Consider the following 18,670-nt stretch of genomic DNA (forward strand, 5'->3'; position numbering starts at 1 on the left):
CCAGTCTCAGCAGGACAGTCCTGATTGCGGCTTGCTGCCTATATTTTCTCCTTTTTTTCCTGTGCCTCTTCTTTATCCTCCGCATCGGCTACTAAAGGTTCCTGCTGTTCATAAGCATCGTTTTCCAGCTGCACTTCTAAATAGATCGGGAAATGATCCGATTTGGAGTTTTCTAAGCGTTTAATTTTAATAAGCTTAAAATGCCTGGATATAAAGGCATGATCCAGCGGGAAGCGGATGAAGAAATAATGGGCGTGGAACGAATTGTAAAAGCCGCGCCCCCGCCGCGGATCCAGCAAGCCACTCATTTTAAGGAAAAGTTCGGTAGTGTGGCTCCAGGCTACATCATTAAGGTCACCGGCGGTAATAACAGGTAATTTACTGGCTTTGGCTAGGTCGGCTACCAGCAAAAGTTCTTTATCTCTCTCCGTAGAACGTACGTTTTCTGTGGGTACGGGCGGGGTAGGGTGTACCGCATAAAACTGGATCATCTGCCCGTTCCTTAGTTCGAGGAGCGTATGTATGGATGGAATGCCGAGCTCAACCAAATATTTTACTTCGGTGTCTATTAATTTTAATTTAGAATAGAGCAACAGGCCATACGTATTTTCTAAGGGCACCCGCTTAAAATATGGGTAATTTTCTTTCAGGCTGCGGGTTTCCTGGTCCCATCGCTCATTGGTTTCCAACAACACTACCACATCGGGGTTCGCATTTGCAATTACGCGAAGGCAGCCTTTGGAGTTGGTATTATCCTGAAAAACATTTGCTATTACAATGCTGATACTACGCAGCGGATCTTTAAGGCCTGCCCTTAACACCTGCCTTTTACCCAAGCGTGTAAAAGGCAAAATAAGCCACAGCAGGTGGATGATATTGATGACGATGGCAGCCAGCAGGGCATATTTCAAAGTTACCGACCCATTGTAGCAAAAAAGCAGCAATGTCACAGCGACTGCGTTTAAAAACAGCTTCTGTAGCCTCGGGTAATCAAACACCCGGAAAACCCAATAATCATGCTTTATTAATGGGAGCGCGGTGAATGTAAGTAGCATACCGCAGTAAATGATGATGGCCAGTTGCATTGCGTAAAATTAGGGTTTAAGATAGTAAATGCGTTTTATCCCCAAAGGTTTTAGTGCTGTGATAAGAAAGATGACGGACAGTATTTACCAAGCTGGACAAGACCCAATTCCAGCAAAAATAAATATTGCTAACTCCATTTACTGCCCTATTTTGCGATAGGGGTAGCAGCGTAAAACCCACAGCCCGCGCAGGCTCAGTGCGTTGGCCCGGGCGAGGATTTGCAGCGGATAACCCGGGCCGGAGGCATCGCCATTAACAATCAGCAACATGTTCTGGCCTTTCAGCTTTAAACTTTCACCTTTTACCATCTGTCATTCCCCTTTCTTCTCCTCAAACCCATACCGGTTCATCAGCTTCAACAGCACCCCGTTGGTCCAGCCGAAGCCGTCCTGCAGCGGGTATTCGCCGCCGCCTGCGGTGAGGCTGGTATCTACCACATTATACTTTTCCAGCAGTTTACCGGTTTGTTTAAACACGCGGATATTGAGGTTCATCCAACGGGTGGCGATGTCTTTTGCCAGATTGTGGTGCTTATAGTTCTCCAGCCCGTCTATAGCCATGTATTGCAGCGGCGCCCAACCGTTTGGCGCATCCCATTGCTGGCCGCTGAAGTTAAGGGTGGTCACCAGTCCGCCGGCTTTCAGAAAGTTGGCTTTTAAACCGTCGGCAATTTTTTGTGCCTGGGCATCAGAAGCAATTTTAAATTCCAGCGGAAATACCGCTGCCAATGTTGGGATACTGCTTTGCTGATTGTTGGTAAAGTTATAATCGACAAACCAGGCGGCTTTTTCGTCCCAGCAATATTTTAAGATAGCTTTTTTACGGGCGGCAGCTTTACCGAGATACATCTGAAAAAGCTGGTAATTATGTTTCGCCTGATAAGAGCGGGCTATAGTGAGCTCCATATTATACATCAGGCAGTTGAGGTCCACCGGCACCAAGTCGGCAGTTTGGATGGTAGCCAGTTGGCCCGAAGCGTCAAACCAGCGGCTGCTAAAGTCCCAGCCTGAAGCTGCTGCTGCGCGGATATTGTGGTAAAACACGGGTAGCGGTTGTTTGGTCAGTTTGGCAGCATCCACATCTTTGATGTACGATTCCTCGCGCGGTTCATCACTTTCATCCCAGTAGCGATTGAGCAAACTACCGTCGGGCATGCGTACAGTGCGGTGGTTTGCCTTTCCTTTTGCTAATCCGGCCCCGCCGAGCATCCAATAATTGTACTCTTTGATCAGTTGCGGCTGGTATTTCATCAATACTTCGGTACCGCCACTTTTTGCCAGCAGGTTCACCATCAACGGGAAGAATGGCGGCTGCGAGCGGGTAAGGTAGTACGCCCGGTTGCCATTTGGGATAAAGCCGTAGGTGTCTATCAGGTAAGCGAAGTTATCTATCATATTAACAATCACTTTTTCCTGGTGACTTTGCTGCAGACCCAGCATAGTAAAATAGCTGTCCCAGTAATAGATCTCGCGAAAGCGGCCACCCGGTACGATGTAGGGATTGGGCAGTGCCGCAAGCGATGATAGTTTGGAGGTTTCATCGGGCTTGCGCTGCAATACCTGCCAAAGCGTATCGATATGCTTGCGGATGCCTTCTTCTATATTGGTTTGGAAAGCATGCGTGGGTGAAGCCGGCGGCGTAAAATTGGTCAGCACAAATTCCTTCAGATCGAACCCTGTTTTTCCGATCTGCTCGTTGTAAGCCTTCATGATGAGGTTTGGAGAGTAGTTTGGTATACAGTCGACAAAAGTTTTGTTGTCAGGAAAAATATCTGAGGATTGCACCGCTTCAAACAAACCCGGGAACAGTTGCCGGGGAGATTTTTGCTGCGCGCTTGCGTATGCCGAAATAAGTACCATTGCGGTAATCAGGGCCTTTTTAATCATGTGAATTGCAGTTAATGTAGGTTATAACGAGCTATAAATTTAAGCTTTTATGAATTAACGTCAAGCTTTTTGTAGTTGTTTATTGGCCGATGTTTTAGAGGTTTTGCGTGGATTTTAGCGGGGCACTTAAAGTTTCAAACCTGAAAGGCGATTATTTATCGCTCGCAGAGTGGACTCACCCCGGGTTCGCTTCGCTGCCCGACCCTCTCTGCTACGCAAAGAGGGTGAAAACAATAGTTCTCTACCACGTCTCCTCCTCTCTACTTGTAGAGAGGGGGCAGGGGGTGAGTTAACTCTACATGTAGTCAGTAGAGGATTCGGTATGATCACAAACTATGACCGATAGTCGCCGGTAAGTTTGCCCGGCACATCCAGCTTTAAAAAGCGGCAGGTGATGAGGTATATGGAGTACACAAAAAACGGAGCCGCAATTACGTCTATCGTATAGTGGATATGCTGTACCAGTAGCAGTACCATAACTGATACAAGCGCTATAAAGCCGATGATCTTATCGTTTCGTTTTTCAAGGCACAGGAAAATAAGCATCATGGTAGAGGTATGCCCGCTGTAAAAAAGATCTTTGGTAATTACCCTGTTGCCGTAGAAGATGCCGGTGATCGGGTCAACCAGATGTACCATACCATGCGGCGGATTTAGCGCGAACAGGAAAATTGTAAGCATCCGTGTAAGGTTCACAAAAAACAGCGTCCACGCGTATTTGATGTAAATGTTGGGATTATAAAGCGCTCTCGACAATATGAGTATGGCCATGCCCCAGATCAGCGCAAAGATCATAAGGGATACGTTGTAGGCCGGTATTGCAGCCAGTAACCAATCGTTTAATACAATCCCATTGCGTCGCTCGATGTAATTAAAAAACACCGGCATGGTAGAAAGAATGATGATGGTAACGATAGAACCCAGCAATATCTTTGACCGGGTTTTATGCGACTGCAGGGCTGCTACCCAGACTTCTTTGATAGAGGGCTTATTGTTAAGGGGCACTATATAGAATATGGCTTAATTAGGGCGGCAAAGTTAAAAATTAGGCGAATATTAAGGAACGGTTATTTTAATATTAGATTAAGATAACACAATTAGATGTTTTGCCGTATTAAAGAACAAAAATTTCCACCAAACGGGTTTTATCTGTACTTTAAAGGCACATAAACATACCGCTTTGGAAAACACAGATTCGAAACAGCTGAAACGGGTGCTTAAACCTGTGCATTTGTGGGCTATTGCAGTTGGCCTGGTTATCTCCGGTGAATATTTCGGCTGGAATTTTGGCTGGGAAGTGTCTGGCACAATTGGTTTTCTGATTGCTACACTGGTGGTAACTTTAATGTATATAACCTTCATTTTTAGCTATACCGAATTAACCACTTCCATACCGCATGCGGGCGGGGCGTTCGCCTATGCTTATCGTGCCATCGGGCCAATCGGCGGACTTGTTGCCGGTTACGCCACACTGGTAGATTTTCTATTCGCTACGCCGGCGATCGCTTTTTCGTTGGGCAGCTACGTACATTTTCTGCACCCGGCTTTGGGTATTTTGCCATCGGCCGTTTTTTTTAACCTGGTATTTATTAGTTTGAATATTTCTGGAGTTAAGGAGTCGGCAACATTTTCGGTCTTCATCACCATTTTAGCTGTGGGCGAATTGCTGATGTTTATGGGGATAGTTGGCCCGCATTTTAAAATGGCCAATTATTTAAGTAACCCCATGCCATTTGGCTGGAGCGGTGTTTTTGCGGCCCTGCCTTTTGCCGTTTGGTTTTACCTGGCCATAGAAGGTGTTGCCATGGTAGCCGAAGAAGTAAAAGATCCTAAAAGAAATATTCCGCGCGGCTATATTTATGCATTAGCCACACTGGTGTTCTTGGCTTTGGGGGTAATGATCCTTACTGGCGGTATTACCGACTGGCGCAAACTGAGCAAACTTGATTACCCCCTGCCGGAAGCCATCAGCATAGTATTGGGTAAAGGCAGCGGCCTCACGCAGCTCTTTGCCAGTATCGGTTTATTCGGGCTTATCGCATCTATCCACGGTACTATACTGGCTTCATCGCGGCAGGTATTTGCTATGGCACGCAGCGGTTATCTACCGCGCACGCTGGCAAACGTAAATGCAAAGTTCAAAACGCCTCACTGGGCAATTATAGCCGGGGGTATCATCAGTTTTATTGCGCTTTATACAGGCACCACCAGCCAAATCATCATATTATCGGTGTTGGGGGCCGTGGTAATGTACATGATGAGCATGGTGAGTTTATTTATGCTTCGGGCGAAAGAGCCCAACCTCGAGCGGCCCTTTGCTGCTGTATTTTACCCGGTTTTTCCGGCCATAGCGCTGTTGATATCTGCCGTGTGCCTGTTTGCAATCATGTACTATAATTTCACCATCAGCCTAATATTTTATGCCGGGCTGGCGGTTGCCATAGGAGTTTTTGTGATGATGGGCAAGCACAAAACCAAAATAATGGATGATGAAATGATCAATGCACCTAAACAGGGAATTGTACTTTAATAAAGAAATCTACACGGATGCACTCGATTACTCAATTAACAGTTCGATAATTCAAAATCACTAATGTATCAGCACACCATCCTGGGTAAGGTATACAAGTTTGAAAGTTTGCGCGTGCTGCTGGCCAAAGCATCGCCGCACCGTACGGGTGATGCGCTTGCCGGTGTTGGTGCAGCGAGTTACGAGGAAAGGGTTGCCGCACAGATCACTTTATCTGACGTGTTTCTTACGGATTTTCTGAATGAAGCCGTGATACCGTATGAAGAAGATGATGTTACCCGGCTTATCATCGATAGTCACGATGCAGCAACTTTCGGACTAATCAGTCACCTAACCGTCGGTGGCTTGCGCGACTGGCTGCTGCTGGATGAAACCAATACGTTTGTGCTGAGAAGTATAACGGACGCGCTAACTCCCGAGATGGCAGCGGCGGTATCTAAGATCATGCGCAACCAGGACCTCATCGCGGTGGCAAAGAAGTGTGAGGTGATCACCAAGTTTCGTAATACAATTGGCTTAAGGGGTCATTTTGCCACGCGGCTGCAGCCCAATCACCCAACTGACGACCCGCGCGGCATTGCTGCCAGTTTGATAGAAGGCCTGCTGTATGGTAGTGGTGATGCCTGTATTGGCATTAACCCGGCAACAGATAGCCCTGCTGCAGTGCTGAATATTATTATGCTGATAGATAAGCTGCGCCAGCAATTTGATATCCCCACACAATCCTGCGTACTCAGCCACATTACTACGACGCTGGAACTGGTGAATAAAGGAGCGCCTGTTGATCTTTGCTTTCAATCCATTGCCGGCACACAAAAGGCAAATGCCAGTTTTGGCGTCAGTATCTCGTTGTTGCAGGAAGCCTATGAGGCAACTTTATCCCTAAACAGGGGAACAGTTGGTAATAATGTAATGTATTTTGAAACCGGGCAGGGGAGTGCCCTATCGGCCAACGCCCATTATGGGGTAGATCAGCAAACTTGTGAGGCGAGGGCTTATGCTGTAGCTAAGCAATTTAAACCGCTGCTGGTAAATTCGGTAGTGGGGTTTATTGGGCCGGAGTATTTGTACGATGGCAAACAGATTACCCGTGCCGCGCTGGAAGACCATTTTTGCGGGAAACTGCTGGGCCTGCCTATGGGTGTGGATATCTGTTACACCAACCACGCCGAAGCCGACCAGGACGATATGGACAACCTGCTTACTTTGCTTGGTGTTGCCGGGTGTAATTTCATCATGGGCATCCCTGGTTCAGATGATATTATGCTGAACTACCAATCTACCTCTTTTCATGATGCTTTGTATCTGCGCAAGGTGTTGGGTTTTAAACCGGCGCCGGAGTTTGAACAGTGGCTGGTGCGGCAAGGCATTACCGATGATAATGGTAGTCCTGTAAAAGGTGGTCCGCAGGCTTTTTTAAATAAATCCACCTCGCTATGGCTAAAATAATAAGGCATGAGTGGGAAGAAAGCGAGCCCCTGAGCTTCCTAAAGCAGTTTACGCAGGCGCGGATAGCTATTGGCAGCACAGGTACCAGCATCCCCACTAAACAGTCGTTAGAATTTAAGCTGGCCCATGCCCATGCACGTGATGCTGTATATTCAAAAATGGATACCGAAGCGCTGGCCGACGAGCTGATGCAGTTTAACCTGCCCGTTTTGCAGCTGCACAGCCGGGCAGCCAACCGCGAGCAATACCTGCAACGGCCGGATCTTGGCCGCTTGCTGGATGAGGTATCGGTAAACCGCCTGGCCGATCAGGTACAGAATAATGGCGTGGTACTGATCCTGGCCGACGGGTTGTCGGCAACGGCTATGAACCAAAATGCCCTCAACCTTTTAAAATTACTGATCCCTAAACTGCTGGCTGCTAAAATAAAGCTGGCACCTATTTGCCTGGTAGAACAGGGCAGGGTAGCCATAAGCGATGGCATAGGTGATGAGTTAAAAGCAAGTCTATCGGTAATACTGATCGGCGAGCGCCCGGGACTTAGTGCTGCGGACAGTATGGGCGCATATTTAACTTACCAGCCCAAAACGGGTTTAACAGATGATTCGCGCAATTGCATTTCCAACATCCGCCCCGAGGGGTTGCCCATTCAGCAGGCGTCCGATAAACTGTTTTACCTCATTTGCGAATCGCTCTCAAAGCAAATTTCGGGTGTGGCGCTGAAAGACAACGAAGGCCTGCTGGATTAGGAAAATTGGCGACTCCGCCTTATCTTTAAATTATCCTTGTATCTTACCGCTAAATATTATCATAATGCCGCCTAACCCGGATTTTCAACAAACGCCTCCTAAGTATTTAAAAGCGATTGCTATTATCCACCTCGCAATGTTAATTGGCCAGGTATTGTTTGCTATTGTATCGCTGGCGATGAATAAAAAGATCATCATCAATATAAGATTTACCGACGACCCACTGGTTATTATTGTGCCGGTTGCTGCGGTTTGCGGTTTTTTCACCAGTAATTTTTTATTTAAACAAAAGCTTGGTAAAATTAGCCAGGCACAAACGCTTGAAAGCAAACTGATGGATTATCAAACTGCGCTGATCACCAGGTTTGCATTATTGGAGGCACCAGTTATGTTGGCCATTATAGCATTTTTCATGACCGGGATCCTGTTTTTTCTGGTTATTGCTACAATAGTCATTGGCTATTTTATCTATATTAGGCCAACAAAAGATAAGATTGCAGATCACCTCGCACTGAGTTACCAGCAACAAGAGTTATTGAATAACTAAACAAGGTGTTTACCAAGGTTACCCCGCTGCTTACTTTCACATATGCTTTTCAATTCTTTAAATTTTGCAGTTTATCTCCCCATTGTATTTGCGCTTTATTGGCTTATAGGCAGTAAAAAACTTCGGTTTCAAAATATACTGCTGCTGGCTGCCAGTTACTTTTTTTACGCTTTTTGGGATTACCGCTTCTTGTTTTTGTTGATGTTCTCTACTTTTCTGGATTACTCCACCGGAATTAAGATCTTCCAATCTAAAACAATTGCGGGGAGAAAGTTCTGGTTGTGGCTCAGTATAATCATCAATCTTGGTTTTTTAGGGGTTTTTAAATACTATAACTTCTTTACAGATAGCTTTGCACTGCTGCTTAACCACGCGGGTTTTAAATCAAACTTCGGCACCATTAACGTGATACTACCGGTCGGGATCTCTTTTTACACTTTCCATGGTATCTCCTACATTATCGATATATACAAAAAGCGTATTGAGCCTACCCGTGATTTTGTGGATTATTCGGTATTCGTAAGCTTTTTCCCACTGCTGGTAGCTGGGCCGATAGAAAGGGCCACCCACTTGCTGCCTCAAATTGAAGCCCCAAGGCAATTTAGCTACACCCAGGCTAATAACGGTTTAAGGCAAATTTTATGGGGCCTTTTCAAAAAGGTGGTAATAGCCGATAACTGCGCAGAATACGCTAATATGATCTTTAACAACTATACACACTATCCTGGTAGCGTGCTGGTAATGGGGGCGCTTTTTTTTGCCTTCCAGATCTATTGCGATTTCTCGGGCTATTCGGATATTGCGCTGGGTACTGCGCGGTTATTTGGGATAGAACTAATCCGCAATTTTGCCTTCCCCTATTTTTCCCGTGATATTGCTGAATTTTGGCGCCGCTGGCACATCTCTCTTTCCTCCTGGTTTCGAGATTATCTGTACATTCCCCTTGGCGGAAGTAAGGGTAGCTTATTGAACCAGGTACGTAATATCTTTATCATTTTTATAGTAAGTGGCCTCTGGCATGGCGCCAATTGGACTTTTATTATTTGGGGTGCCCTCAACGCCCTTTACTTTATGCCGTTAATGTTGTTAAAACGTAACCGCAACAATTTAGAGATTGTGGCCCAGGGTAAATTACTGCCATCGCTTGCGGATGTCGTAAAAATGCTAACCACCTTCGCTTTAACTGTTTTTGCCTGGATCTTTTTCCGGGCAGAGAGTGTGCATTTGGCAATAAGTTATATTCGTGCCATGTTTTCACGGTCTACCCTCACTTTGCCTAAAGGAGAAATGTTTATGGGCGGCTCCGTAAATGCGGGGGCGCTGATCGTGTTGGTGGTATTGTTCGTTATCATAGAGTGGATAGGCCGCGAGCAGCAGTTTGCTATTGCCAAAACGGGAATTGCCTGGCCCCAACCGGTTAGGTGGGTGTTTTATTTAACTATCGCTATTTCGGTGTTTTATTTTACCGGTGTTTCTCAGCAGTTTGTGTATTTCCAATTTTAAGATGAAACGATTTGTAGTGAATTTATTGGTTTTTACTTTGGTGCTGATACTGCTGGTGTTTGCAATGAACCGCAATTACTATCCAGCTAAAGCGGTAGGTAATGACGGCTATATAGGGGCTATTGTTGATAAGCACGCCTATGCAAACAAAATGGAGTCACCGCGCATCATCTTCTGCGGAGGATCTAACGTAGCTTTCGGGGTAGACAGCAAAGCAATTGAGCAGGCTACCGGTTTGCCGGTTGTCAACATGGGCCTGAATGCCAGCCTGGGTCTTGATTTTATGATTAATGAGATCCGTGACATTGTACGCCCTGGGGACATCGTAATTATATCGCCGGAGTACTATTTAGAGGTTGCGGGTAGCTATGGCTTCAAAAAGCAAGCCCAACGCATTTATCCGCCCGCCGGCAAATATTTTAAACGTACCGCTGATCAATTATTGCATGATTTTTTTATCGACGATCTTCAGCATAATTTCTATATCACCTTCTCTAATTTAACGGGCCATGCTATCCGTAAATTCCCCACTAATGTAGTTTACTCCAGGGGATCTTTTAACGAGAACGGTGATGTGGTACGCAACTTTGATCCGCACCCCTCTCATGAGTTTTTGAAAAAGGTGATTCTCAGTTACCAGGAAAACCAGGATATCCCCGTTTTGAACGATTTTAAAACATTTGCAGATCAAAAAGGAGTGAAAGTTTATTTCCTCTATCCAGCTTTTGACGAATTGATCTATCACTCCCGTGCGGACGTGATTAAAGCCTTTGATCGCGACTTACAACGAGATCTGAAGATCCCGATTTTAAATACGCCCGAAAATTCGGTATTTGCAGACAGCTTGTTCTATGATACCGAATACCATCTTACGCCCAAAGGCAGAGAACTGCGGGGCAAAAGGATCATCGAGATCCTCCAGAAAGCTAAGATCGGGGTGAACAGATAAGCAACCTTTTATAAATTGTTAACTGTCCAAAAAGTCTTCGATCAGCATCGCTGTTACCATAGGTATTTTGCTGTTACTATCAGTTTCCAATATCTCTCCAATATATTCGCCATGTTTGCCGGGGAGTATACTTAATTTAGCCTTAGAAATTAAGCGAAACATTGCTACCCCATGCTCGGGTGTCATCACATCAGCATCGCCAAACAACAGCAGGGTAGGTGCTTCAATGGCTTTTAGCAAATCGTCGGGCCAGTCGGTAAAGGTTTGCATGCGCACGGCATCTCGGTCGTGCATTGCCTGCAATGCATTCTTGCTGGGGTTGATGGCCAGGAACGCATCCTGTAACGGTTTGGGCATGAAGTCCAGTTTAGCGTTCTTCATGAAGTCCCAAAACCAGGAGTACATACCACTGCGCTTGTAAAAGGCAGATGCCGCTACCAGTTTATTAACAAGGTTTGGGTGGCGGATAGCTAACTGCAGCGCTGTGTTGCCGCCATTGCTAAAACCCAACACATCGGCCTTGCCCAAATCAAGCGCTATAATCAGTGCTGCCACGTCATCAGCATCCTGCTCAAAAGAGGTTGGTAATTCACGGTCCTCCGTATGGCCGTGGGCCTGCAATTCCACACCAATTACTCTGCGGTGTTTGGCAAGCTCCGGCAATAACCTGCCAAAGGTGGTGTAAATGGTTGAGCCACCGCCATGGATGAGTATCAGCGGCGTGCCGCCTTCACCATGGCTCTCGTAATACATATTAATGCCGTTTGTAGCAATATAGCCCTTTAAGATAATTGGCGCCATAGCATTTTGATTAAGGGTTAAATGTGATGTGGATTGAATACTGTTATTTAGGCTTGAGTAATTTTCAATTATTAATGTAAAACGCGCAACTATAAAATTAAAAATACGTATTTAACAGCAGACCCAAAAACTAATAAATGAGCAATTTCCCAATCCCTCATAATGAAATGGGCCGGATTATTAGCCTGGCTGATTACGACCTGGACTATAATAGTTTTCAGGATACATTTAAAGACCTGGCAAAGCTTGCTGCAAAAGTAGCCGGAACATCTATCTCGCTGGTGAACCTGATCGATGCCTTTACGCTGTGGACCATAACCAGTCACGGATTGGAAGTTGAGCCCGTTCCTCGCGAAGAGTCCGTTTGTCAATATACCATTGCTGCTGGCGAGGGGCAATTCGAGGTGCAGGACTTTACTGCTGACGACCGTTTCAGTTCCAAACCTTTTGTGATTGGGGAGCCGAAACTGAAGTACTATTTCGGAATTCCTTTAAAAACAGATGACGGCCATAACTTGGGGGCGCTGTGTGTTTTAGATCGGGATCTAAAGATCCTCTCCCCCGAAAAAATAGAACTGCTCAAAATCATTGCCGGTGAAATTGTAAACCGCTTAAAAGCACATAAAATTATCAACGGCCTTAAATCCAAGCTGCACGATGCTAATGAAAGCAAGAAGAAAGTGGCTCATGATATCCGCGGACCGTTGGGTGGCATCATCGGCCTGGCACAAGTAATAAGCGAGCAGGGGCACGAGAACGAAATAGAGGAAGTGCTGGAGTTTATTAACCTCATCCAGCGCAGTGGCCGCTCCTTGCTGGAATTGGCAGATGAGATCCTCGGCATGGATTTGCCCAGGCAGAGAACTCTGCAGGCTGATGAATTTAACCTGCTGGTATTTAAAGATAAGCTGGAGAAGCTGTATTCACCCCAGGCCCGAAACAAGAATATGAACTTTCTGATCAGTACCTCTGTAAATTCGGCAACAATACCATTTAGCAAAAATAAGCTGTTGCAGATAACTGGTAACATCATCTCCAATGCCATGAAGTTTACACCGCAAAATGGTAAAATAGCGATTGAGCTGAGCCTGAAGATTGAGGAAACCCGCAACCTTTTACAGATAAACGTTACAGATACGGGCGTAGGTCTGAGCCAGGATGCTATTGATATGATATTGCAGGGCAAAGCTACTTCTACCCACGGGACAAGCGGAGAACAGGGTTATGGCTTTGGTTTAGCACTGGTAAAACACCTGGTGGATAGTTTGAAAGGACAGATGCGTATTTACTCGCACCCCAACCAGGGGGCTAATTTTGAAATTGTGCTGCCGCAGTCCCGGGTATAAAAATTGGTTATTTACTTGCCTTATAATTTGAAGACAGGACTTATAAGGAGAGCAAAAACTAATTCAACTCCGGTAATAAAATTCCCATAAAACAATAGCGCCCCTTATTACTGGGGCGTTTCTGTTTTAAAACTCGAAATGTGCGTGGTTTTTATGCTGAGCAGGAATGACTTTCCTACCGAAATCTTTACTGCTCTTTCCTGTAAAAAGGCTTTGATGGCATCATCAGCCTTCAGCGCTTCAAAAAGGTCGCGGGCAACTGCAGACCCACTGATATTGTTGGTCACCTTACCGTTCTCCAGGGTCAGGTTAAAGGTATAGCCAGATTTGCCACGGTCGCCCGCAGACTCAAAATCGGTTATGTTTAACTTAAAGCTTTGCTCTTCAGTCAGGCTTTTTTTCAAATGCAAACGGATAACCGGGATGTATCTTTTCCAGGTTGTTAAATATTTTCTTTCTTCCATGCGTGTGGTGTAAAGGTATAATAATTTACCGATGCTGAGTTAATTAGTTTGTACACCCTATAATTGAACGGGCTTTAAGTGTGTTTTAGTGTTTACATTTTAAAAAGATAAACGCGTTTAAACAAGCGTAAACACCCCGAACATGCCCGAACAAGGGCAATTAGCTTATACGGTTGCCAGTTGAGTTTTGATCCAAACCAGTTGATGGCGCCTCCTGCGGGCCGGGCTTTGCAGGGCTGCGCTGAGCTCCGGCCCTCCGGGCTAAACCCTTACAATCCCTGTCGGTCAGCGTCATCAATACTCAACGCCAGTATTAAAAAGGTAACAGTTTTAATACAGATGGAGCCCGTATCAGTTAAATGATAACTTTGGTTAACCAAAATTTACCAAACCAATAACAACTACATGGAAAAGCACTCACTTAGCCGTCGCCGGTTTATCAGCAGCGGCGCCTTAGCCGCAAGCGGCCTATTTTTCTTATCAAAATCGTCCTTTGCAGCGGCCGTCACCTCCGCGGCAAAGCCTAATTCTGTTATTAACGGGGTGCAGTTAGGAGTGATCACTTATTCGTTCCGCAGCATGCCGGGTACGGCGGAAGACCTGTTAAAATACTGTCTGGAGTGCAACATCAGCGCCATCGAGTTAATGGGTGATGCCGCCGAGGCGTATGCAGGGGCACCGCAAAGGGCAGGCGTTTGGGGGAAACCGCAAACCGATGAGGAAAAAGCCGCCAATGCCGATTATCCAAAGCGTATAGCCGAATGGCGCGCTTCTGCAACTATGGATAAATTTAAACAACTGCGCAAAATGTACAATGATGCAGGTGTAACCATCTACGCCTGGAAACCAAATGCATTGGGTGCGCGTAATACTGATGAGGAAATAGCGTACGCTTTTAACGCGGCCGAGGTACTAGGCTGCAGCCATGTTACCGTAGAACTGCCGGACGAGGCACAAACCAAACGCCTTGGCGACCTGGCCGCCATACATAAAATGATGGTAGGCTACCATGCACACACCCAGGCTACCCCAACACTTTGGGATGCTGCCCTGGCCCAATCGCGCTACAACGGTATCAATTTAGATATCGGGCACTATGCATCCGGCACCAGCAGCAGCCCGGTGCCTTTCATCGAAAAATATCATGACCGCATCACCAGCATGCACATTAAAGACCGCAAGTTTCACGATGGGCCCAACGCGCCATGGGGCCAGGGCGATACGCCGATAAAAGAAGTGCTGGCACTCATGAAAAAGAACAAATACAAGTTCCCGGCCACCATCGAGCTGGAGTACAATCTGCCCGAAGGATCCGACGCGGTAAAAGAAGTCAAAATTTGCCGTGAATACGCGGTAAAGGCATTGAGCTAGCAAATAATAAGAGCGGATTAAAATGATCCGCTCTTATTATTTTTGCTATATTTTAATAGTAGTAATATTATTAATCATAATGCTTGCGATTGATTTGTAATTAATTATTCGTTAACAAGAAATCGTATGGATGCCGAAGCGTAAATGGTTGAAATACTATTTAAGTGGCGTTAGTTGTATTCTATATCGTTTTCAATCAAATATTTAGATGTTCATCAATTGAAAGATATTTTTTTAATTAAATCAAGTATTTCTACCTGATTTAATTAAAAAAATATTATGTCCTTAATATTGCTTTAATATTAATATATTGCATTTCCGAAATTACCTAACCTAATACCTGCACACCTATGCCTTTTTTTCACCAAACTGCTAATCCGGAGGCCGTTTTACGGCAATTTCTGAATTTGCTGGGCCTTTCGGTTTCAAAGGAACAGTTAACTAACGAAATAAGCATCCATCCCGATTATCCAAATCTATTGGCACTGAACGATGTAGCCAATAATTTTGGTGCAGCAGCCAATGCTTACCGTATCTCCGCGGATGATTTGATGGAGGTGCCCTGCCCATTTATAGCACATACCCGCAAAAAAGGCTCTGAATTTATGCTTGTGACGGCTATTAACGAAAATGAGATAACGCTTACAGACCATCTCCGCAAAAAATACAAAACCAAGCTAAGCGATTTCACAAGCATTTTTAACGACGTGGTCTTGATTGCAGAAACCGTTTCTGAAACCGCTAAAATAGCAAGCCCCTTTAAACTATTGTCTGATGAAAATAAAGCGGCCATAGCCTTCTTTTTAGCTTTTACCTGCTTTGCTTTTGCTATTGGCCTGCACTTTATCCCCGCCGTTGCCGGTTGGATATTGCCGGTAGTGGCTTTGCTTAAAACAGCAGGTTTGGCGGTCTCGGTTTTGCTGTTGATCCAAAGTATCGATAAAAACAACCCGCTGGTACAAACGCTTTGCGGCGGTGGTGGCAAAACTTATTGTAACGCCATTTTAACCTCTAACGCCGCAAACGTATTTGAAGGGCTTACCTGGAGCGAGGTAGGCTTTTTTTATTTTACCAGTACCTGGCTGGCCGTTTTATTTGGGGGCGGCAACCTGGCTTTGCTGCAATTGCTTGCCGTATTGAACATAATAAGCCTTCCCTATACCTTTTACTCTATTTACTACCAGTGGCGCATAGCCAAACAGTGGTGTGTATTTTGCTGTGCGGTGCAGGCTTTACTTTGGCTGGAATTTATCCCTTTGGTAAGCGTGCTTGGCCAGCCATTCCAGATTTTAAATTTTTCGGGTGTTATTGGGCTGCTAATCTGTTTAAGTGCACAGGTTGCAGCCTGGTGGTTGTTAAAGCCCCTCATTTTGAAAGTGCAACAATTGCAGCCACTTAAAACCCAGCTGCAAAAAGTAAAGTACAATATACAGCAGTTTAACAGGCTTTTGCAAGAGCAACCCAAATAAGCGTTACCGGCCGAGGAATGGAGCATCGTATTAGGCAATGTAGAGGCCAACAATACCATTACGATGGTAACAAACCCGTATTGCCCGCCCTGTGCCAAAACGCATGATGTATTAAACGGCTGGCTCGATAGTAACCTTGATATACAAATCCGCATTGTGTTTACGGCCACTAATGATGATAGCGATGTAAAAACACCCGTAACCCGGCATTTAATGGCCTTAAACGAAATAGCCAACAGGCAGCAGGTAAAAGATGCACTGCACGACTGGTATGAGCAAAAGCAGAAAAATTACGACGCCTGGGCCAGGGCGCACCCGGTACAAATAGACGAAACAAAATTTTACAAGCTGGAAAAGCAATCGGCCTGGTGCGATATGGCAGAAGTAAAAGCCACGCCCACCCTTTTTGTAAACGGCTACCGTTTACCCGGGGAATACCGGTTGCAGGATATAAAATACCTGCTGGTACAGCAATAAAGAAACTTCTCGCGAAAGTAAAGGAGTATGCACTTAAATACATACCGCCAAAATTGCCTGGGCGTGGTTAAGGCAAAAGTAACAATTATTTAATATTTCTATTTTATGTCAAATTTTAAGAAACTCAGCAGAACTGAGATGAGGAATGTTTTGGGTGGTAAAGTAAATCCTACAACTTGTACAAATGATTGTCAAGTCGGCTCAAGTGGATGCGCAGCCGGATATAAATGCACAACGGTTTCATGCCCGGATGACAAGAACTTCGATCACAACGTATGTCAATCTGCCTCTAGTTAATATAGTATTGCTATACAATCTTAATTAAAGATGCCATTCATCATAGCTTAAATGGTGGATGGTTTATAACAAGTCGTTGCGCCCAGCTGAAATTTGTAACATTAAATACCAAACCAGCTTTTTTGGAAAAGTACCTGAATAGTGAACGTATTTCCTTATGAAAAATCAGTATAAATACATAGTATATATCATCGTAGGGATGTTGGCTTGCTATCGCCAACAGGCTTTAGCTCAAACTCCCCACAGCAACGGGTCGGCACCAGCTCAGGAAATAGAAAAGGCGTTCTCTGTTGTATTGCATAACATGGATAGCCTTGGGGCACATACGACTTATATTTACAAAATGGGACTAAATAACCCACTTTTAGTACCACAATATCGCACATGGGTAAAAAAATGGCCTAAGAGCGTAAATATTCCATTGGCTATTGGTACAGCGTATTACAAAGCGGAAATGTCACAGGCGAAAGAGTTTTTATTGAAAGCTGCCGAACTCGAACCTCAGAATGCTGTAGTATGGTTTATGTTGTCAGCAGATGCATCTAATAGAGGACAGACTGCTATGGAAATGCAGTATATGAAAAAAGCGGCAAATGCGGATCCCTTGAACGCAGGGTACGCTTATTATAGCCTGTTAGCTTTAAAAGATCAAAACCTGGATTTATATAAATTGAAAGCCAGGGAGTTTGTAAAGCGCTTTCCCACAGATGAACGAGGTGCCCAGGTTTTGTATTGGTTAGGGGAAGAAGCAATCGACATTAAGGATAAAATCGATTATTTGGAAGAGTTGCGGAAATTATATCCGCCGAAAGAATACAGGTGGGCATCATACGGAATGACCACGTTGGCTGACTCCTATTTACAAGTCGATCCAGAAAAAGCCCTGGCATTGATAAACTTGATGGACGACAATAAAGATTGGCAAATAAGAAAAGTGGTGGCACTACAATTTAAAAAAATCAATCAGTTAGAAAAACAGGGGAGTTATAAAGAAGCAATTACTGAACTTAATAGTATTGAGCTTCCCAAATTCAATTATATCGACGAGTTTGTCGCACTGAAGAAAGCTTCATTACAAGCTAATGCCGGCAATGTTCAGATCGCTTATGAAAGCTTGGTAGAAAAAGTAGCAAAAATACCTAGTTATCAGCTAAATAATGCCCTTGAATCGTATGGAGAAAAAATGGGCAAAGACAGTGGACAAATTAAAGATGACGTAAAAGCAATTAGAGCCAATAAAGCAATTTTTGCATACAAGTTCAAATTAGCGCTTTACGGCAGCAAAGACAGCTTGAGTTTAGATGATTTGAAAGGAAAGGTAGTTTTGCTTACATTTTGGTTTCCGGTATGTGGCCCATGTAGAGAGGAGTTTCCTCACTTTCAAGCAGTAATTGATAAATTAAATCGTAAGGACATTGTTTATGTTGGTGTTAATGTAATTCCCTCCCAAGATCCCTATGTGCTGCCCTTCATGAAAAATACAAAATTTTCTTTTACGCCTTTGAAGGGTACGACGGATTTTGCAAAAAAATATTTTGGCGTATCCGGGGAACCCGAGAATTTCCTGATAGATAGAAACGGTAAAATCATCTTTAAAAATTTCAGGATAGACAATTCCAATCATCGCACGCTTGAGTTAATGCTATCTTCATTGTTATCAGAAAAATAGGCATAAGCAGAAATCAATAAAACCAAAGGAACTATCGCAGTTCAACGAACCCGCTGTTACAGCAATAAAGAAACTTC

Annotated in this window: 16 protein-coding genes; 11 read left to right on the forward strand and 5 right to left on the reverse strand. The window is 44.7% G+C overall.

Features of this window, described 5'->3' with window-relative positions; all coding sequences use genetic code 11:
• Window positions 1-38: 38 nt before the first annotated feature.
• The 3 genes from A0256_11600 to A0256_11610 all read right to left on the reverse strand — a co-directional run bounded on the left by A0256_11600 (window position 39) and on the right by A0256_11610 (window position 3,980).
• Entirely contained in the window at window positions 39-1,085 is a 1,047-nt protein-coding gene (locus A0256_11600; GenBank protein ID AMR32017.1) for an endonuclease, read from the reverse strand.
• A 312-nt stretch (window positions 1,086-1,397) separates the two neighbouring features.
• The gene (locus A0256_11605; GenBank protein ID AMR32018.1) at window positions 1,398-2,972 is read right to left on the reverse strand and encodes a trehalase; all 1,575 of its coding nucleotides are present in this window, start codon (window positions 2,970-2,972) and stop codon (window positions 1,398-1,400) included.
• A 333-nt stretch (window positions 2,973-3,305) separates the two neighbouring features.
• A complete protein-coding gene (locus A0256_11610) occupies window positions 3,306-3,980 on the reverse strand; it encodes a hypothetical protein (GenBank protein AMR32019.1) in 675 nt (224 codons plus the stop codon).
• Window positions 3,981-4,152: 172 nt separating this feature from the next.
• On the opposite strand from A0256_11610, the gene A0256_11615 reads away from it, so the two are divergent.
• From A0256_11615 to A0256_11640, 6 genes are all read left to right on the forward strand, one after another.
• The gene (locus A0256_11615; GenBank protein ID AMR32020.1) at window positions 4,153-5,502 is read left to right on the forward strand and encodes an ethanolamine permease; all 1,350 of its coding nucleotides are present in this window, start codon (window positions 4,153-4,155) and stop codon (window positions 5,500-5,502) included.
• 63 nt (window positions 5,503-5,565) lie between these two features.
• Window positions 5,566-6,951 carry an ethanolamine ammonia-lyase gene (locus A0256_11620; GenBank protein AMR32021.1) on the forward strand — a complete coding sequence of 462 codons (1,386 nt, stop codon included), beginning with the start codon at window positions 5,566-5,568 and terminating at the stop codon, window positions 6,949-6,951.
• On the forward strand, window positions 6,939-7,700 hold the full coding sequence (locus A0256_11625; GenBank protein AMR32022.1) for an ethanolamine ammonia-lyase: 762 nt from the start codon (window positions 6,939-6,941) through the stop codon (window positions 7,698-7,700). Before A0256_11620 ends, A0256_11625 begins: the two co-directional genes overlap by 13 nt.
• Before the next feature lie 64 nt (window positions 7,701-7,764).
• Entirely contained in the window at window positions 7,765-8,247 is a 483-nt protein-coding gene (locus tag A0256_11630) for a hypothetical protein (protein AMR32023.1), read from the forward strand.
• Between the two features lie 42 nt (window positions 8,248-8,289).
• Window positions 8,290-9,750, forward strand: coding sequence for an acyltransferase (locus A0256_11635; protein AMR32024.1), 1,461 nt, complete (start codon window positions 8,290-8,292; stop codon window positions 9,748-9,750).
• 1 nt (window position 9,751) lies between these two features.
• The gene (locus tag A0256_11640; GenBank protein AMR32025.1) at window positions 9,752-10,699 is read left to right on the forward strand and encodes a hypothetical protein; all 948 of its coding nucleotides are present in this window, start codon (window positions 9,752-9,754) and stop codon (window positions 10,697-10,699) included.
• Window positions 10,700-10,717: 18 nt separating this feature from the next.
• On the opposite strand, the gene A0256_11645 is transcribed toward A0256_11640, so the two are convergent.
• The gene (locus A0256_11645; protein ID AMR32026.1) at window positions 10,718-11,500 is read right to left on the reverse strand and encodes an alpha/beta hydrolase; all 783 of its coding nucleotides are present in this window, start codon (window positions 11,498-11,500) and stop codon (window positions 10,718-10,720) included.
• Between the two features lie 137 nt (window positions 11,501-11,637).
• On the opposite strand from A0256_11645, the gene A0256_11650 reads away from it, so the two are divergent.
• The gene (locus tag A0256_11650; protein AMR32027.1) at window positions 11,638-12,846 is read left to right on the forward strand and encodes a histidine kinase; all 1,209 of its coding nucleotides are present in this window, start codon (window positions 11,638-11,640) and stop codon (window positions 12,844-12,846) included.
• A 107-nt stretch (window positions 12,847-12,953) separates the two neighbouring features.
• Here the strand turns inward: A0256_11650 and A0256_11655 are convergent, their stop codons facing one another.
• A complete protein-coding gene (locus A0256_11655; protein AMR32028.1) occupies window positions 12,954-13,310 on the reverse strand; it encodes a hypothetical protein in 357 nt (118 codons plus the stop codon).
• A gap of 405 nt (window positions 13,311-13,715) precedes the next feature.
• On the opposite strand from A0256_11655, the gene A0256_11660 reads away from it, so the two are divergent.
• The 4 genes from A0256_11660 (at window position 13,716) to A0256_11675 (ending at window position 18,593) form a co-directional block, all read left to right on the forward strand.
• A complete protein-coding gene (locus tag A0256_11660) occupies window positions 13,716-14,681 on the forward strand; it encodes a xylose isomerase (GenBank protein AMR32029.1) in 966 nt (321 codons plus the stop codon).
• Between the two features lie 350 nt (window positions 14,682-15,031).
• A complete protein-coding gene (locus A0256_11665) occupies window positions 15,032-16,150 on the forward strand; it encodes a hypothetical protein (protein AMR32030.1) in 1,119 nt (372 codons plus the stop codon).
• Between the two features lie 63 nt (window positions 16,151-16,213).
• Window positions 16,214-16,627, forward strand: coding sequence for a hypothetical protein (locus A0256_11670; protein ID AMR32031.1), 414 nt, complete (start codon window positions 16,214-16,216; stop codon window positions 16,625-16,627).
• 454 nt (window positions 16,628-17,081) lie between these two features.
• Entirely contained in the window at window positions 17,082-18,593 is a 1,512-nt protein-coding gene (locus tag A0256_11675) for a hypothetical protein (protein ID AMR32032.1), read from the forward strand.
• The last annotated feature ends 77 nt before the right edge of the window (window positions 18,594-18,670 follow it).

The sequence above is a fragment of the Mucilaginibacter sp. PAMC 26640 genome (assembly GCA_001596135.1).
GTDB lineage: Bacteria > Bacteroidota > Bacteroidia > Sphingobacteriales > Sphingobacteriaceae > Mucilaginibacter.

What these genes read in the sequence shown, in the direction of transcription:
- A0256_11600 (AMR32017.1), bottom strand. Translation starts at nt 1,085, where the DNA reads ATGCAACTGGCCATCATCATTTACTGCGGTATGCTACTTACATTCACC.
- A0256_11605 (AMR32018.1), bottom strand. Translation starts at nt 2,972, where the DNA reads ATGATTAAAAAGGCCCTGATTACCGCAATGGTACTTATTTCGGCATAC.
- A0256_11620 (AMR32021.1), top strand. Translation starts at nt 5,566, where the DNA reads ATGTATCAGCACACCATCCTGGGTAAGGTATACAAGTTTGAAAGTTTG.
- A0256_11625 (AMR32022.1), top strand. Translation starts at nt 6,939, where the DNA reads ATGGCTAAAATAATAAGGCATGAGTGGGAAGAAAGCGAGCCCCTGAGC.
- A0256_11630 (AMR32023.1), top strand. Translation starts at nt 7,765, where the DNA reads ATGCCGCCTAACCCGGATTTTCAACAAACGCCTCCTAAGTATTTAAAA.
- A0256_11635 (AMR32024.1), top strand. Translation starts at nt 8,290, where the DNA reads ATGCTTTTCAATTCTTTAAATTTTGCAGTTTATCTCCCCATTGTATTT.
- A0256_11640 (AMR32025.1), top strand. Translation starts at nt 9,752, where the DNA reads ATGAAACGATTTGTAGTGAATTTATTGGTTTTTACTTTGGTGCTGATA.
- A0256_11645 (AMR32026.1), bottom strand. Translation starts at nt 11,500, where the DNA reads ATGGCGCCAATTATCTTAAAGGGCTATATTGCTACAAACGGCATTAAT.
- A0256_11650 (AMR32027.1), top strand. Translation starts at nt 11,638, where the DNA reads ATGAGCAATTTCCCAATCCCTCATAATGAAATGGGCCGGATTATTAGC.
- A0256_11655 (AMR32028.1), bottom strand. Translation starts at nt 13,310, where the DNA reads ATGGAAGAAAGAAAATATTTAACAACCTGGAAAAGATACATCCCGGTT.
- A0256_11660 (AMR32029.1), top strand. Translation starts at nt 13,716, where the DNA reads ATGGAAAAGCACTCACTTAGCCGTCGCCGGTTTATCAGCAGCGGCGCC.
- A0256_11665 (AMR32030.1), top strand. Translation starts at nt 15,032, where the DNA reads ATGCCTTTTTTTCACCAAACTGCTAATCCGGAGGCCGTTTTACGGCAA.
- A0256_11670 (AMR32031.1), top strand. Translation starts at nt 16,214, where the DNA reads ATGGTAACAAACCCGTATTGCCCGCCCTGTGCCAAAACGCATGATGTA.
- A0256_11675 (AMR32032.1), top strand. Translation starts at nt 17,082, where the DNA reads ATGAAAAATCAGTATAAATACATAGTATATATCATCGTAGGGATGTTG.